General features: G+C 71.2%; 14 protein-coding genes. 8 read left to right on the top strand and 6 right to left on the bottom strand.

Translation table 11 applies throughout. The features are described 5' to 3' along the window. Nucleotides 1-65: 65 nt before the first annotated feature. The 6 genes from ACIBF8_RS24590 to pstB all read left to right on the top strand — a co-directional run bounded on the left by ACIBF8_RS24590 (nt 66) and on the right by pstB (nt 6329). A complete protein-coding gene (locus ACIBF8_RS24590; RefSeq protein WP_396785920.1) occupies nt 66-941 on the top strand; it encodes a polysaccharide deacetylase family protein in 876 nt (291 codons plus the stop codon). Nucleotides 942-999: 58 nt separating this feature from the next. Continuing rightward, a complete protein-coding gene (gene mshD, locus ACIBF8_RS24585) occupies nt 1000-1926 on the top strand; it encodes a mycothiol synthase (protein ID WP_396785918.1) in 927 nt (308 codons plus the stop codon). A 290-nt stretch (nt 1927-2216) separates the two neighbouring features. Next, nucleotides 2217-3323 (top strand): phosphate ABC transporter substrate-binding protein PstS, encoded by a 1107-nt coding sequence (gene pstS, locus ACIBF8_RS24580; RefSeq protein WP_396785917.1) that lies wholly within the window; start codon nt 2217-2219, stop codon nt 3321-3323. Nucleotides 3324-3358: 35 nt separating this feature from the next. Further along, nucleotides 3359-4450, top strand: a complete 1092-nt coding sequence (gene pstC, locus ACIBF8_RS24575) for a phosphate ABC transporter permease subunit PstC (protein ID WP_396785916.1) — start codon at nt 3359-3361, stop codon at nt 4448-4450. After that, the gene (gene pstA, locus ACIBF8_RS24570) at nt 4447-5535 is read left to right on the top strand and encodes a phosphate ABC transporter permease PstA (protein ID WP_396785914.1); all 1089 of its coding nucleotides are present in this window, start codon (nt 4447-4449) and stop codon (nt 5533-5535) included. The genes pstC and pstA overlap by 4 nt, the downstream gene beginning before the upstream one ends. Nucleotides 5536-5552: 17 nt before the next feature. After that, on the top strand, nt 5553-6329 hold the full coding sequence (gene pstB, locus ACIBF8_RS24565; protein WP_396786032.1) for a phosphate ABC transporter ATP-binding protein PstB: 777 nt from the start codon (nt 5553-5555) through the stop codon (nt 6327-6329). A 241-nt stretch (nt 6330-6570) separates the two neighbouring features. Here pstB and ACIBF8_RS24560 read toward each other — a convergent pair whose 3' ends face one another. Continuing rightward, complete coding sequence (locus ACIBF8_RS24560; RefSeq protein WP_396785913.1) at nt 6571-7404, bottom strand: NUDIX hydrolase; 834 nt, start codon at nt 7402-7404, stop codon at nt 6571-6573. Nucleotides 7405-7528: 124 nt separating this feature from the next. Here ACIBF8_RS24560 and ACIBF8_RS24555 point away from each other — a divergent pair, with 124 nt between their 5' ends. Next, a complete protein-coding gene (locus ACIBF8_RS24555; protein WP_396785911.1) occupies nt 7529-8497 on the top strand; it encodes a Gfo/Idh/MocA family protein in 969 nt (322 codons plus the stop codon). Between the two features lie 56 nt (nt 8498-8553). Here ACIBF8_RS24555 and ACIBF8_RS24550 read toward each other — a convergent pair whose 3' ends face one another. The 4 genes from ACIBF8_RS24550 to ACIBF8_RS24535 form a co-directional block, all read right to left on the bottom strand. After that, nucleotides 8554-9561: an anion permease gene (locus tag ACIBF8_RS24550; protein WP_396785909.1), complete on the bottom strand. Its 1008-nt coding sequence runs from the start codon at nt 9559-9561 to the stop codon at nt 8554-8556. 10 nt (nt 9562-9571) lie between these two features. Continuing rightward, complete coding sequence (locus ACIBF8_RS24545; RefSeq protein WP_121653529.1) at nt 9572-10198, bottom strand: DUF47 domain-containing protein; 627 nt, start codon at nt 10196-10198, stop codon at nt 9572-9574. Between the two features lie 128 nt (nt 10199-10326). Then, a complete protein-coding gene (locus ACIBF8_RS24540; protein WP_396785908.1) occupies nt 10327-11268 on the bottom strand; it encodes a PPK2 family polyphosphate kinase in 942 nt (313 codons plus the stop codon). A 121-nt stretch (nt 11269-11389) separates the two neighbouring features. Continuing rightward, nucleotides 11390-11896, bottom strand: a complete 507-nt coding sequence (locus ACIBF8_RS24535) for a DUF402 domain-containing protein (protein WP_396785907.1) — start codon at nt 11894-11896, stop codon at nt 11390-11392. Between the two features lie 103 nt (nt 11897-11999). Here ACIBF8_RS24535 and ACIBF8_RS24530 point away from each other — a divergent pair, with 103 nt between their 5' ends. Further along, a complete protein-coding gene (locus ACIBF8_RS24530; RefSeq protein WP_396785906.1) occupies nt 12000-14204 on the top strand; it encodes an ATP-dependent DNA helicase in 2205 nt (734 codons plus the stop codon). Between the two features lie 11 nt (nt 14205-14215). Here ACIBF8_RS24530 and ACIBF8_RS24525 read toward each other — a convergent pair whose 3' ends face one another. After that, on the bottom strand, nt 14216-15580 hold the full coding sequence (locus ACIBF8_RS24525) for an AI-2E family transporter (protein WP_396785905.1): 1365 nt from the start codon (nt 15578-15580) through the stop codon (nt 14216-14218). Between the last annotated feature and the right edge of the window lie 43 nt (nt 15581-15623).

The raw sequence follows: 15623 nt of genomic DNA, 5'->3' as shown, positions 1-15623 counted from the left end.
GCGACGGTGCGCGCACTGAACACGCGGGCGACGGGCCGGCCTGACCGGCGAGCCGGGTGGAAGTCGTGACGCGGGGCAGTTCGACCGCGAAGGCCGCGGGGATCGTGACGCTGGTGGTGGCGGGGCTGCTCGGCTCCGCGTACGTGCTGGGCCGCAGCCTCGTCCCCGACCAGACCCCACGGCACTCCACCGGCCTCAACACGAGCGCCGACGGGCCGCACTACGCCGACCAACCCAGCGTCGGCGAGCCGGGCGCCGTTCCGAGCGCCAGCACCAGCAGCGGCGCCGGTCCCGCCGAAGCCGGTCAGGACGGGTCCGGACGCGACGCTGGAGGCGACAAGCTGTTCGGTGCGCACGCCACCACCGGCACCCCGCGGCTCGCGTTGACCTTCGACGACGGGCCGGACCCGCGCTACACCCCGCAGGTCCTTGCCCTCCTGCGCCAATTCGACGTGCGCGCCACGTTCTGTGTGGTCGGCGAAAACGCGCAGAACCACCCCGACCTGATCCAGTCGATCGTTCGGGACGGGCACACCCTGTGCAACCACTCCTGGCACCACGACGTCGGTCTGGGCGCCCGGTCGGCCGACGCGATCCGCTCCGACCTTCTCCGCACCAACGCGGCGATCCGGGCGGCGGTGCCGGACGCGCCGATCGTCTGGTACCGCCAGCCGGGCGGGGCCTGGACGTACCCGGTGGTGTCGGTGGCGCGGCAGCTCGGCATGACCCCGCTGCACTGGTCGGTGGATCCGTCGGACTGGGATCTGCCCGGCGCCAGCAAAATCACCGCGACAGTGTTGACCCAGGCCGAACCGGGCTCGGTGGTGCTGCTGCACGACGCCGGCGGGGACCGACAGGGCACGGTGGACGCGCTGCGCCGCATCCTGCCCGATCTGACCGCACGGTTCGAGGTGGAGGCACTCCCCACCGACCCGACGTGAGCCGCGGCTTTACCGCCACGGTCCGGGCGGCACGACACGCAGCGGATACGGTGGCGGAATGAGCAGCGCGGAGCCGACCAGCGACCAGGTGACCCGGACCGACCTACTGGCGCCAGCGGAGATCGCCGACGTGCTGTCCCTCGCCCGTGCAGCGGGTGACACGGACGGCGCCGACCCACTCGACGAACACGTCCTGCTCCGGCTGCGCGACCCCGGCGCCCCCGCCGTGCACCTGATCGCCCGCGCCGACGACGGCACGCTCACCGGGTACGCGCACCTGGACACCACCGACCCGGTCAGCGGGATCGGGGTCGAGTTGGTGGTGCATCCCGCGTACCGGCGACGGGGCACCGGGCGGGCGCTCGCCCGGGGCGTACTCGCCTCGGCCACCGGGCCACTGCGGGCGTGGGCGCACGGCGACCACCCCTCGGCCGCCGCGCTCGCCGTCGACCTCGGTTTCACCCGGGCCCGGGTGCTCTGGCAGTTGCGCCGACCGTTGGCCGCCCCGCTCGGCGAGCCGCGGCTGCCCGACGGGGTGGCGCTGCGCGCGTTCCGCCCCGGGGCGGACGACGCTGCCTGGCTGGGCCTCAACGCGCGGGCCTTCGCCGAGCACCCCGAGCAGGGCCGATGGACCTCGGACGAGCTGCGGGTCCGGCTCGCCGAGCCGTGGTTCGACCCGGCGGGTTTCCTGCTCGCCGAGGAGACCGCGACCGGCCGGTTGCTCGGTTTCCACTGGACCAAGGTGCACGAGCGGCCCGGGTCGGCCCGGATCGGTGAGGTGTACGTCCTGGGTGTGGAGCCGACCGCGCACGGCGGCGGGCTCGGCCGGGCGCTGACCACGGCCGGGCTGGCGTACCTGCGGGACAGGCGCGGCCTGGACCGGGTGATGCTCTACGTGGACGAGTCGAACACCGGGGCGGTCGCGCTCTACGAGCGGCTGGGCTTCGCGCGCTGGTCCGCGCACATCAACTACCACCTGGGCTGACCGTCGCGGTCGCCCCGCGCGGGTCACCGGTGGGTAACGGCCGGGCGTCGGCGACATAACAGCGAACCGGAAATATACCCATACTTCCGACAGGTGTACCCGGGTTCACTTAACGGACAACTCACCCTCAGCAAGCGGTCACCTCGGCGGCCGTACGTGTTCACCTTGCGTTCACTTGCGACCGGCGAACCGGCTACCTGGCACTTCTAACTTTCGTGTCAGCCGGTCACTGCCGGTCCTCGGGCCCCGGGATCGGGGCGCCAAGTCAGACGCGAAGGGAAACCCCTCAGGTGAAGCTCCAGCGGTACGGCGCTATTGCCGGCCTCGCCCTTGCCGCGACGCTCGGCCTCAGTGCATGCGGCTCGGACAACAACGGGCCCACTCCCGGCGCCAGCGCTTCGGGCTCGGCCGCCGCGGTCGACTGCGCTACCGGAACGCTGAACGCCCAGGGCTCGTCGGCGCAGAAGAACGCCATGGCCGAGTGGATCAAGGCGTACCAGCAGAAGTGCCAGGGCACCACGATCAACTACGAGCCGACTGGTTCGGGCGCCGGCATCCAGGCGTTCATCGCCGGGACCGCCGACTTCGCCGGCTCCGACTCCGCGCTCAAGCCGGAGGAGCAGCCGCAGGCCGACGCCAAGTGCGTCGGTGGAAAGGCGATCCACCTGCCGATGGTGATCGGCCCGGTGGCCGTCGCCTACAACGTCAGCGGCGTGGACAACCTCCAGCTCAAGCCGGCCACCCTGGCGAAGATCTTCGCCGGCAAGGTCACTAAGTGGGACGACGCGGCGATCAAGGCCGACAACCCGGGTGCCACGCTCCCGGCGACCACGATCCAGACCGTCCACCGCTCGGACGAGTCGGGCACCACCGACAACTTCACCAACTTCCTCGCCAAGACCGCCGAGGCCGACTGGACCTTCGGCAAGGCCAAGGCGTGGAAGGCCCCGGGTGGCACCGGCGCCAAGGGCTCGGACGGCGTGGCCAGCTCGGTCAAGGGCGCCGACGGCTCCATCGGCTACATGGAGTGGTCGTTCGCCGAGAACGCGGCTCTGAAGATGGCCAAGATCGGTAACGGTGCGGGCGAGTTCGCCGAGCTGACCGCCGAGGCGGCCGGCAAGACCATCGCCGGCGCCAAGATCGAGGGCCAGGGCGACGACCTCAAGATGTCGATCGACTACAACACCAAGGAGGCCGGGGCCTACCCGATCGTCCTGGCGACGTACGAGATCGTCTGCAGCAAGGGCCTTCCGGCCGACAAGCTCCCGCTGGTCAAGGGTCTGCTGGGCTACGCGGCCAGCGCCGAGGGCCAGGCTGCCATGACCGAGCTGGGCTACGCCCCGCTGCCGGAGAGCGTCCGCACCAAGGTCGAGGCCGCAGTCAAGAACATCTCCTGACCCGACACCACTCCGCAATCGAATCGAGCGAGCAGATGGGTGACACCCCCCACCGCTCGGCCGACGCCGGCACCGGCGGGACGCGCGTGACTCAGAGTCACGAGTGGCCCGCCGGTGCCTCGGCGCGTGTGGCCGAGGCACCAGTCAGCACCCGTTCCCCGGGCGGCGCCGGGCTGGGCGGCGGCAGCGCGCTGCCGCGCAACCGGAAGTTCGGCGCCGAGCGGGCCTTCCGCGGTCTCACACTGGCCGCCGGCACAACGGTTCTGGTCATCATCGCCGCCATCGCGATCTTCCTGATTGCCAAGGCGGTGCCGGCCCTACGCGCCAACACCGAGAACTTCTGGACCTACGAGGGCTGGTCGCCCAACGAGGCCCAGCCGAAGTTCGGCATCGGCACACTCGCCTTCGGTACCGTGCTCAGCGCGGCACTGGCGCTGCTCATGGCAGTGCCGGTGGCGCTCGGCATCGCGCTCTACCTCTCGCACTACGCGCCCCGCCGGCTGGGCACCGCGCTCGGCTTCTTGATCGACCTGCTGGCCGCCGTGCCGAGCGTGGTCTTCGGCCTCTGGGGGCGGGACATCTTCATCAACCCGGTCCGGGACTTCTCGGTCTGGTTGAACAAGTACTTCGGCTGGCTGCCGATCTTCGGCGGTGACGGCCCATTCGGTAAGTCGATCATGTTGGGCGCCCTGGTGCTCGCGATCATGGTGTTGCCGATCATCACCTCGCTCTCCCGCGAGGTGTTCCTCCAGACGCCGACCGCGAACGAGGAGGCCGCCCTCGCCCTGGGCGCCACCCGCTGGGAGATGCTCCGCACCGCGGTGCTCCCCTACGGCCGCCCCGGCATCATCGCCGCCACGATGCTCGGCCTCGGCCGGGCGCTGGGCGAGACCATCGCCCTGGCGCTGACCCTCGGCATCACCTTCGGCATCTCGTTCAACCTGATCCAGAACGGCGGCAACACCATCGCCGCCAACATCGCCAACGCGTTCGGCGAGGCGAACGAGACCGGCCGGGGTGCGCTGATCGCCTCCGGCCTGGTGCTGTTCACCATCACGCTGATCGTCAACATCACGGCGCGGGCGATCATCTACCGCCGCCGGGAGTTCACGGAGTCGGCCGCATGACCACAACCGTCACCTCCCATCGCACCCGGCCGCCGGCCCAGCCCGCAACGCTGCGGGCCAAGCGGCTGCCCTGGTACGCCGCGCCGGCCATCGCCGTGGCGGCCCTGGCGCTCTCCGCCGTGATCGTCTACGGCACCGGCATCGGCGGCCCGGTCCTCGTGGTCGTCCTCGGCGCGCTCCTCTACCTGGCCGGGCTCTTCGCCTCGGCCAACGCGGTCGAGGGGCGCCGGTCGGCCCGTAACCGCACCTGGAGCGCGCTGATCCACTCCGCGTTCGTGCTGGCGGTGCTGCCGCTCGTCTCGGTGGTCTGGACCCTGGTCAGCAAGGGCACCGAGCGGCTGGACGTCAACTTCTTCCAGACCTCGATGAACAACATCGGGGCCCGGGACGCCAACGGCGGCGCGTACCACGCGATCCTCGGCACGTTGGAGCAGGTCGGCATCGCCACCCTGATCACCGTGCCGCTGGGCGTCCTCTGCGCGATCTACATCGTCGAGTACGGCCGGGGCAAGTTCGCCTTCGCGATCCGGTTCTTCGTGGACGTGATGACCGGCATCCCGTCGATCGTCTCCGGCCTGTTCGTGCTGGCGTTCTGGGTGCTGATCGTGTCGCCGTGGTTCAACGACGGTCGGCCGAGCTTCTCCGGCTTCGCCGCCGCGCTCGCGCTGAGCGTGCTGATGCTGCCCACCATCGTCCGGTCCACCGAGGAGATGCTCCGCCTCGTCCCGGCGCCACTGCGCGAGGGCGCGTACGCGCTCGGCGTACCCAAGTGGAAGACGATCCTGCGGGTGGTGCTGCCGACGGCGCTGCCCGGCATCGTCACCGGCGTCATGCTCGCCATCGCCCGCGCGGCCGGCGAGACCGCGCCGGTGCTGCTGGTCGCCGGCGGTGGCGCGGCGATCAACACCAACCCCTTCGAGAACAACCAGTCGTCGCTGTCCCTCTTCGTCTACCAGCAGGCCGGTGACGCGTCGAAGTACGCCCCGGCACGGGCGTGGACCGCGGCACTCACCCTGGTCGCCCTCGTGCTCATCCTGACGATCGCGGCGAAGCTGCTGGCCCGTCGCAACAGGCTCAGCCGATGAACCCCGGAGGTACCACCATGGCCAAGCGCGTCTCCGCCTCGAACGTCACCGCGTACTACGGCGGCTTCAAGGCGATCGAGAACATCAACCTGACGGTCGAGCCGAAGACGGTCACCGCCCTCATCGGGCCGTCCGGTTGCGGCAAGTCGACGTTCCTGCGGTCGATCAACCGGATGCACGAGGTGCTGCCGGGTGCCCGGGTCGAGGGCAGCCTGACCATCGACGACCAGGACATCTACGACCGGGACGTGGACGTCACCGCGGTCCGGCGCACGATCGGCATGGTCTTCCAGCGGCCGAACCCGTTCCCCACCATGAGCATCTTCGAGAACGTGGTGGCCGGGCTGAAGCTCAACGGGGTCCGCAAGAAGTCGATCCTGGAGGACGCGGCCGAGAAGGCCCTGCGCGCGGCGAACCTGTGGGGCGAGGTCAAGGACCGGCTGAGCAAGCCCGGCGCGGGCCTCTCGGGCGGTCAGCAGCAGCGGCTCTGCATCGCCAGGACCATCGCGGTCGAGCCGCAGGTCGTCCTGATGGACGAGCCGTGCTCGGCCCTGGACCCGATCTCCACGCTGGCGATCGAGGACCTGATGTTCCAGCTCAAGGACAAGTTCACGATCATCATCGTGACCCACAACATGCAGCAGGCCGCTCGGGTGTCGGACCGGACCGCCTTCTTCTCGATCGAGAAGACCGGCGACCCGGGCCGGTTGATCGAGTACGACAACACCCAGAAGATCTTCAGCAACCCGAGCGTGAAGAAGACCGAGGACTACATCACCGGCCGCTTCGGCTGAGCCGACCAGGTCCGGTCACCGGCACTACCTCGCCGATCATGGAGTTGTGGTGGGTAATGAAACACCCGAAAAAGCCCCAAACCAGGCGCCACAACCCCATGATCGCCGGACCCACACTGCCCCCAACTCCGCGATCTAGCACTTGCTGTCCGGACGCAAGGGGCATCCCACCCATATCGACAACTGAAACTGCAAGATCGGCGCGATCTTCTCGCGTGGTCTCGGCAGGAGCGGGCCGCGGTCAGGCCAGGACGAAACGGGGTTCGCCGTCCGGGGGCAGATCCAGACGCGGGGTGACCGGGGTGGCGGCGTCCCGGTCGGCCGCCGCCCGCGCCACCCCGGCCAGGTCACCGGCCGCCGCCACCTGGGCCAGCGTGACCAGGGTCGGTGGCAGCATGGTCAGCTCGCCGGCCTGCGCGCGGGCCAGCGCGTCCGCCGGCCGGATCCACAGCGTGTGGTCGGCCTCGCCGGAGACGTCGCGGGTCCGCTGCCCCGCCGGCAGCAGAGCAATGAAGAAGTACGTGTCGAAGCGGCGCGGCTCGAACTCAGGAGTGATCCACCGGCTCCACGGCAGCAGCAGGTCCGATCGAAGGGTGAGCTGACGGTCGGCGAGCAGTGCCGCGAAGCCCAGCCGGCGCCCCTCCAGGTCCTGCCGGGCCGCCTCCCAGTCGTCGTCGCTGACGTCGCCCACCACGGTCTGCCGGTTCGGGCCGGCGAGCAGTACGCCGGCCTCCTCGAAGACCTCCCGCGCGGCCGCGCAGACCACCGCCTGCGCGGCGTCCGGAGCCACGCCGAGCCGGTCCGCCCACTCGCCCGGGGTCGGGCCGGCCCAGTCCAGGTGCGCCTCCGAGTCGGAGCGGTCCACCCCGCCGCCGGGGAAGGCGTACATCCCGCCGAAGGTCATCGCGGCGACCCGGCGGATGACGTACACCTCGAAGTCGGCGCCGGTCGGACGCAGCAGCAACACGGTGGCGGCGACCCGCGGCGTGGCCGGGGTGCCGCCCTCGGCCTGGAACCGGCGGGCGTGCTCGACCAGGGCGGCCGGGGCGGCGAAGCCGGCACTGTCGATCGTCATGCCGCGAGCCTAGTTCCCCGGTGTGGTACCCACCGGGTCCACGGCAGCGACGCCGGGCACCCGGGCGGGCAGCGGGAGCGGGCCGGGCAGCGGGTGGTTCACCTGACTCGGCTAGCGTTCCGGCATGACTCGTTGGGGCATCCTGGCCACCGGCCACATCGCCAGCCGTTTCGCCGAAGACCTCCGGCTGGTGCCGGACGCCGAGTTGGTAGCGGTCGGCTCCCGCGCCTTCGACAGCGCGCAGCGCTTCGCCGACACGTACGGCGCGAAACGCGCCTACGGCTCCTGGGTGGAGCTGGCCGCCGACCCGGAGCTGGACGCGATCTACGTGGCGACCCCGCACTCCGCGCACTACGAGGCGGCGATGACCTGCCTCACCGCCGGGCGGGCGGTGCTGCTGGAGAAGCCGTTCACCCTGGACCTGGCCACCAGTACCGAGTTGGTGGAGACCGCCCGCGCCGCCGGGGTCTTCCTGATGGAGGCCATGTGGATGCGACTGAATCCGCTGATCCTGCGGGTGGTTGAGCTGATCGCGGAGGGGGCGATCGGCACGGTGACCGGCGTCCGGGCCGACTTCGGGGTGGCCGGGCCGTTCGCTCCGGAGCATCGGATGCGCAACGCGGCGCTGGGTGGGGGTGCCCTGCTCGACCTGGGGATCTACCCGATCAGCCTGGCTCACCTGCTGCTCGGGGTGCCGCAGCACATCCGGTCCTGGGCGCAGCTCGGCCCGGAGGGGACGGACGAGAACACCGGCATGCTGTTCGGCTACGACAGCGGCGCGCTGGCGACCCTGAGCTGCGGCATGGTCGGGTTGAGCGGGCAGACCGCCTCGATCACCGGCACCACGGGACGGATCGACCTGCCCGAGCCGTTCTTCCGGCCGGGTTCGGTGACTGTGCACCGGGCCGGCGCGGAGCCGGAGACGATCGTCGCCGACGGGGCCGGCAACGGCTACCAGTACGAGGCGATCGAGGTGCAGCGCTGCCTGGCCGCCGGCCTGACCGAGAGCCCGGTGGTGCCGCATGCCACCACCCTTGAGGTGATGACCCTGCTGGACACGGTCCGCGAGCAGATCGGCGTGCGCTACGTCTGAACAGCGGAAGGGCCCCCGGCCACGGCGAGACCGTGGCCGGGGGCCCTTCCAGAAACTCAGCCGAAGAGCGGCCGGACCAGCAGGTACGTGACGCAGGCGATCAGTGCGGCGGCCGGGAACGTGATGATCCAGGCGAGCACGATGTTGCCGGCGACGTTCCAGCGAACCGCGGAGAGCCGCTTGGTCGCGCCCACCCCCATGATCGCCGAGGTGATGGTGTGGGTGGTGGAGATCGGCGCCTTCAGCACCAGGGCGTTGAAGTAGAGCACCGCGCTGGCGACGGTTTCGGCGGCGAAGCCCTCCGGCGGCCCCAAGTCGATGATCTTGCGACCGAGAGTGCGGATGATCCGCCAACCGCCGGCGTACGTGCCGAGGGCCAGCATCGTCGCCGAGGTCCAGAACACCCAGCCCGGGATGTGCGTCTTGCTCTCCTGGAAGCCACCGGTGTAGAGCGCCAGCACCACGATGCCCATGGTCTTGGCGGCGTCCTGCATGCCGTGGCCGACCGACATGGCGGCCGCCGAGACGGTCTGCGCCCAGCGGAAGCCCCGGTTGAGCTTGCCCGGCTGCCCCTTCCGGAACAGCCAGAGGATGGCCAGCATCAGCAGGTAGCCGAGGGTCAGGCCGACGATCGGCGAGAGCACCATCGGCAGCAGCACCTTCTCGCCGATGTTGACCCACTGCACGATGCCGCCGGTGGACAGCAGGGTCGCGCCGACCAGGCCGCCGAAGAGCGCGTGCGAGGACGACGAGGGCAGACCGAAGTACCAGGTGATCAGGTTCCAGGCGATCGCCCCGAGCACCCCGGCGAAGACCACCCCGAGGCTGCTCACCCCGGTCGGCAGGGTGACCAGGCCGTCGCCGACGGTCTTGGCCACGCCGGCGCCGAAGTGGGCGCCGACGAAGTTGCCGACCGCGGCGAGCCCGAGGGCGATCCGGGGTGTCAGCGCCCGGGTGGAGACGCTTGTCGCGATCGCGTTGGCGGCGTCGTGGAAGCCGTTGGTGTAGTCGAACGCCAGGGCTACCCCGATCACCGCCAGCACGGCGATGAGTTCGGGTGTCACGGTCACAGGATCAGGACTCCTTGACCGCGATGGTCTCGACGGTGTTGGCCACGTGCTCGAAGGCGTCGCAGGCGGCCTCCAGCTCGTCGGCGACCTCCTTCATCTTCAGCACCGTCAGCGCGTCGTACTCACCGGAGAAGAGGCGGACGAGCAGCTGCCGGTTGATCCGGTCGCCCTCGTTCTCCAGCCGGTTGCACTCGATCCAGTAGTCCTCGAGATCCTTCATCGACTTCAGCCGGGGCATCGCGTCCGCGGTCAGCTTGGCCTGCTGGTCGAGCACGTTGACCATCTCGTGCAACTCGCGGGGCAGCGCCGGAAGCTCGGTCAGCCCGTACAGGTAGAGCAGGTCGCCGACCGCCTCCAGGTGGTCCATCACGTCGTCCAGCAGCGAGCCGAGCCGGTAGATGTCCTCCCGGTCGAACGGGGTGATGAAGGTCGAGTTGATCTTCTTGTACAGCTCGTGGGTGATCTGGTCGCTGTCGTGCTCGACCTCGGTCAGCCGCTCGCTGACGGACTGCACGTCCACGCCGGGGAGGGCCAGCTCGTTCAACAGTTCGGTGCCGCGGACCAGGTTCTGCGCGGCCCTGGTGAAGAGCTCGTAGAAGGCGCCCTCGGTGGGGCGGAAGGAAAACTTCACAGCACAGACCTCGTCGCGTCGGTGGAAGGGTGGCGGCGCCCGATGAGCGCCCGCTCGGTGAATGCTAGGAAACGGCCGAACCGTGAATTCGCCGGCCCACCCCTGGCCAGGCCCCATTCACCGCTCGTTCACCTGCCGTTCATCTCGGCCGCCCCACCCGCATCCGCTCCCCCAGCCAGCAGGCGCTTCCGCTCCCGCGCCACGTCGAAATCGGCAGCCGGATACCCCAGATCGAGCGTGTCGAACGTCTCACGCAGCAGGTGGGCCACCGCCCAGTCCCGATACCACTTGCGGTCCGCCGGCACCACGAACCAGGGCGCGGCGTCCGTGCCGCACCGGCTCAGGGCCTCGGCGTACGCGGCCTGGTAGTCGTCCCAGTGCCCCCGGGAGTCGATGTCCGAGGGGTTGTACTTCCAGTGCTTGCTCGGGTCGGTGAGCCGATCCAGCAGGCGCTTGCCCTGTTCGGCGTACGAGATGTGCAGCATCACCTTGATCAGGGTCACGCCGTCCTCGGTCAGCTCCCGCTCGAAAGAGTTGATCTCGTCATAGCGGGCTCGCCAGGTCGCCTCCGGCACGAGCGAGCCGACCCGGGCGATCAACACGTCCTCGTAGTGCGAACGGTTGAACATCCCCACGTACCCGGGCGGCGGCAGCTCCCGGCGGATCCGCCAGAGGAAATCGTGCCGCAGCTCCTGTCGGGTCGGCGGCCCGAACGAGCGGATGTGCAGCCCCAGCGGGTTCATCGCACCGGCGACCCGCTTGATCGTGCCGTCCTTGCCGCCGCAGTCCATCGCCTGGAGCACCAGCAGCACCCGGTGCGCCGGCCGCTCCGACCCGGTCTTGGCCATCGCGAAGAGCATCTCCTGCTGCCGGCCCAACTCCGCACCGACCAGCTCCACCTGCTCCCGCGCCCAGGTCTTACGGTGCTCGCCACTGCCCGCCGGTCCCGGCAGGCCGGGCATGGACCGCGGGTCGATCGCGCCGAGATCCACCGGCGCGGTGACCCGCAGCAGCTCCCGTACCGAACCGCCGTCCGGCGCCACGATCTGCCCTTGCTGGGGTGCGCTCATGCACGGATCATCGCCCACCCACCGCCGTTCCGCCCGTCGAGAGCCCCCGTCCTGCCGCCGCTCGGCGTCGACGACCGTTGGCCGCCGCGCTGGTGAGCCGGCCCGACCGGGCATGCGGCGTTCAGACCACCAGGGCCAACCACTTGCGGTACGCGGTGGCGAACGGCTCGGTGCCGTCGCCCAGGGCGCCGAACAGCCGTTGTGCCGCGGCCTCGGCCTCGGCCACCACGTCGTCCGGATAGCCGAATCGGATCCGGTGCTCGGCGAACTCGTCCTCGTCGAGCAGCTCCACCAGGCCGGTGGCCCGACGCCGGACGACGTCCAGGTCCAGGTCGATCAGGTGGACGGTGTCGTCGGACTCCCAGTGCGCCGGGGTGGTGATGTCGCAGTAGACCTCGCTGGTGCGCGGCGGCGGGTTGAACATGGTCGTCCACCAGGCACGATGTGGCACCAGCAGCACGAACGGGATCTTCTCCACCGAGGGCCGGCCGTGGTAGACCGACTCGGTGCCCTCGGGCACGCCGAGCCAGATGCCGAGATCATCCTCGGTGAGCCGGCGGGCCGGGTAGTCGCGGTGGGCGCTGCCGTCGTACTTGCGGTAGATCACACGGACCATGTCGCTCGGCATGATTCGCACCCTAACCGATACGGCCCAACGCGTCGTAGCGCGGCCGTAACCGGGCGGCGTCGGCGGTGAGACGCCGCCTGGTCGGCATCGCGCCACGCGGCGGATGGGCGCGGCTGGTGTCGGCACCGCCGGGTACCGTCGCACGGTGACTCCGCCCCGCACCGCCACCGGTTCCGCCACCCCGTCGGCCCGTGCCGGGAGCCGGCGGCGGGGTGCCCGGCCCAGTGGCACCGAGCTGCTGGCGGCGGCGGTGGGCGCGGTGCCCGGCGGCGCCGAACGCCCCGGCCAGCTACAGATGACCACGGCGATCGAGGAGTGCGTGGCCGGCGGCGAGCACCTGCTCGTGCAGGCGGGCACCGGCACCGGCAAGTCGCTGGCCTACCTCGCACCGGCGCTCACTGTGGACGGTCCGGTGGTGGTCTCCACCGCCACCCTGGCCCTGCAGTCCCAGCTGGTCGACCACGACCTACCCCGGCTCGCCGACGCGGTCGAGCCGGTGCTCGGCCGTCGGCCCACCTTCGCCGTGCTCAAGGGCCGCCACCACTACCTCTGCCTCGCCCGACTGGACAACTCCACCGAGGAGGAGCCGGAGGACACGCTCTTCGACGCCCCGGCGGCGCGCCCCGGCGGCGGGACGAAGTGGCTCGGTGAGGCGGGCCGGTTGGGCAAGCAGATCGAGCGGCTGCGCACCTGGGCCGAGAAGACCGCCACCGGCGACCGCGACGAGTTGGACCCGGGCGTCGACGACCAGGCCTGGCGGCTGGTGTCGATGCCGGCCCGGGAGTGCGTCGGCGCGACCCGTTGCCCGTTCGGGCAGGAGTGCTTCGCCGAGGCGTCGCGGGCCCGCGCCCGGGAGGCCGACATCGTGGTGACCAACCACAGCCTGCTCGCGGTGGACATGCTCGCCGACCGGCACATCGTGCCGCCGCACAAGCTGCTCATCGTCGACGAGGCGCACGAGCTGGCCGACCGGGTGTCCTCCGCGGCGCAGGCGGAGCTGGTGCCGGAGCTGATCGACCGAACCACCCGGCGGGCCCGTACGCTGCTGCGGCCGGAGACCGCCGAGGCGCTCACCGCCGCCGGCGACGCCCTCGCCGTGGGGCTGGCCGAGGCGCCGGCCGGGCGGATCACCGCCGGGCTGCCGACGCCGTTGCGGGAGGCGTGCACGCTGCTCGACGCGGCGACCCGCACCGCCCTGGACGCGATCGGCGACATCAAGGCCGATGACCCCGACCCGGTCCGCAAGCAGCAGGCCAAGGCCGCCCTGGACGAGCTCTCCACCACCGCGCAGCGGCTGCTGGAGGAGGCCGACCACGACGTGGCCTGGGTCGAGAAGAACGACAGCGGCAGCCGCCGGGCGCTGGTGGTCGCGCCGCTGTCCGTCGCCGGCACCCTCGCCACCCACCTGTACGACGAACGCACCGTCGTGGCCACCTCGGCCACCCTGGCGCTGGGCGGCCGGTTCGACACGGTCGCCCGCGCCCTCGGGCTGGACGCGCCACCGCCCGCCCCGCCGTCGCCTGCCGCGGCCGCGCTGGCGGCCCGCACCGGCCCGGGTCGTCCGGCCGCCGAGACGCCGGGCCGTCGCCTCGCCGGCGACGTGGCGCCGAACGCTGTCGTGCCGGCCACCGAGGGCCCCGGGTGGCGCTCACTCGACGTCGGGTCGCCGTTCGACTACGCCCGGCAGGGCATCCTGTACGTCGCCGCGCACCTCCCCCGCCCCAGCGTCTCCGGGCTGCCCGAGGCCGCCGGAGAGGAGCTGCTCGGGCTGGTCGGGGCGCTCGGTGGTCGTACTCTCGGGCTCTTCTCCTCCCGGCGGGCCGCGCAGCAGGCGGCGGAGCTGGTGCGGGCGCGGACCGACCTGCCGGTGCTGCTCCAGGGCGAGGAAGCTCTGCCGCTGCTGGTCCGTCGTTTCCGCGAGGAGCGCGCCAGCTGCCTGTTCGGGGTGATGTCGCTCTGGCAGGGGGTGGACGTCCCGGGTGACGCCTGCCAGCTGGTCGTCATCGACCGGCTGCCCTTCCCCCGCCCGGACGAACCGCTGGCGGCTGCCCGCGCGGCGGCTGTGGACGCGGGCGGTGGCTCCGGCTTCGCCGCGGTCAGCGTGCCGATCGCGGCGGTGCGGCTGGCTCAGGGCGTGGGCCGGCTGATCCGGGCGACCGGCGACCGGGGTGTGGTCGCGGTGCTCGACTCCCGGCTGGAGACGGCCCGGGGCTACGGGCCGTTCCTGCGCCGCTCGCTGCCCCCGTTCTGGTACACGACCCGCCCCGAGGTGGCCCGCGGCGCCCTGGAACGCCTCGCCAAGTCCTGACCCCGGGCGGGTTACGGAGCCCGGGACGCGACGACCACGGCGTCGGGCGGGGTGTCCGGGACCCGTCGGGCGGCAAGCCGGCGGACCGCGGTGTTGAGCACCGCGATGAGCGGCACGGAAACCAGCGCGCCGGTGATCCCGGCGAGAACGACACCGGCGGCGATGCCGATGATCACCGCGAGCGGGTGGAGGGCGACCGCCCGTCCCATGATCAGCGGTTGGAGCACGTGGCCTTCGATCTGCTGCACGCCAATCACCGCACCGAGAATGATCAACGCGGTGACCGGTCCGCTGTCGACGAGGGCCACCAGCACCGCCACGCCGCCGGAGAGCGCCGCACCGACGATCGGGATGAACGCGCCGAGGAAGACCAACGCGGCCAGCGGGAAGGCGAACGGGATGTCGAAGATGACCAGGAAGATGCCGATGCCGACCGCGTCGATGAAGGCGACCAGCACGGTGGCCCGGACGTAGGCGCCGAGCGTGTGCCAGGAGGCGCGGCCCGCGTCGTCGACCTTCCACCGGGCGGCCACCGGCAGCAGCCGGACCAGGAAGCGCCAGATCCGGTTGCCGTCGCGCAGGAAGAAGAACGTCGCGAACAGCACCAGCAGCGTGCCGGTCAGCACCTCGGCCAACGTCGCGGCGGTGCTCAGCGCACCGCTGGTGAACTTCGAGTTGTTGTTGTTGATCCAGGCCTGCGCCTCGTCGATGTAGCGGTCGAGCTGGGTGTCGGAGAGGTGCAGCGGGCCCGTCTTCAGCCAGTTCTGGATCTGCCGGACGCCCTCCGACGACTTCTCGCTCAGCTCCGGTACGCCGCGAATGAACTCGTTGACCACCAGCGTCAGCGTGCCGATCACCGCGGCCAGGCCGCCGACCAGCACCACCGCCGTCGCCAACGAACGGGGGAACCGGGCCCGCAGCAGCCAGCCCACCGCCGGCGCGAGCAGCGCGGAGAGCAGCAGCGCGATGGCCAGCGGGATGATCACGATCTTGACCGTGCTGACGATCACCAGCAGCGACCAGGCCACCACGCCGATCACGATCAGTCGCCAACACCACGCGGCGGCGATGCGCAAACCGTGCGGAACGTCGGCGTCGTCCCGACTGGAGGTGGAGCTGTGCAGATCCACCGGAGGTTCCGCGCCGTAGACCGTGGCGTTCGGCGGCGCGGTCGGCCCCGGCACGGCCGGCGAGGCCACCCGGGCCGCCTCCGACGCGTCGTTCAGCGCGTCACTCGTAGCGCCCTCATCCGCCCGCGTCGTCTCCTGTCGTGACTGGTGGGCGCGGCGAAGCCGCCCGCGTATCCGCTCGAAGCGGCTCAAGCGCACCTCCTGGCAGAAAACCCGGCCCGCCAACGGCGACAGGTCGGACAGCATACGCCCGTTCCCGACACCGTAGGGCAGTTCAGCCACACAATGC

It is taken from the genome of Micromonospora sp. NPDC050276 (genome assembly GCF_044459545.1).
In the GTDB taxonomy this organism is placed as follows: Bacteria; Actinomycetota; Actinomycetes; order Mycobacteriales; family Micromonosporaceae; genus Micromonospora.
This window is presented reverse-complemented; position numbering and strand designations above follow the sequence as displayed.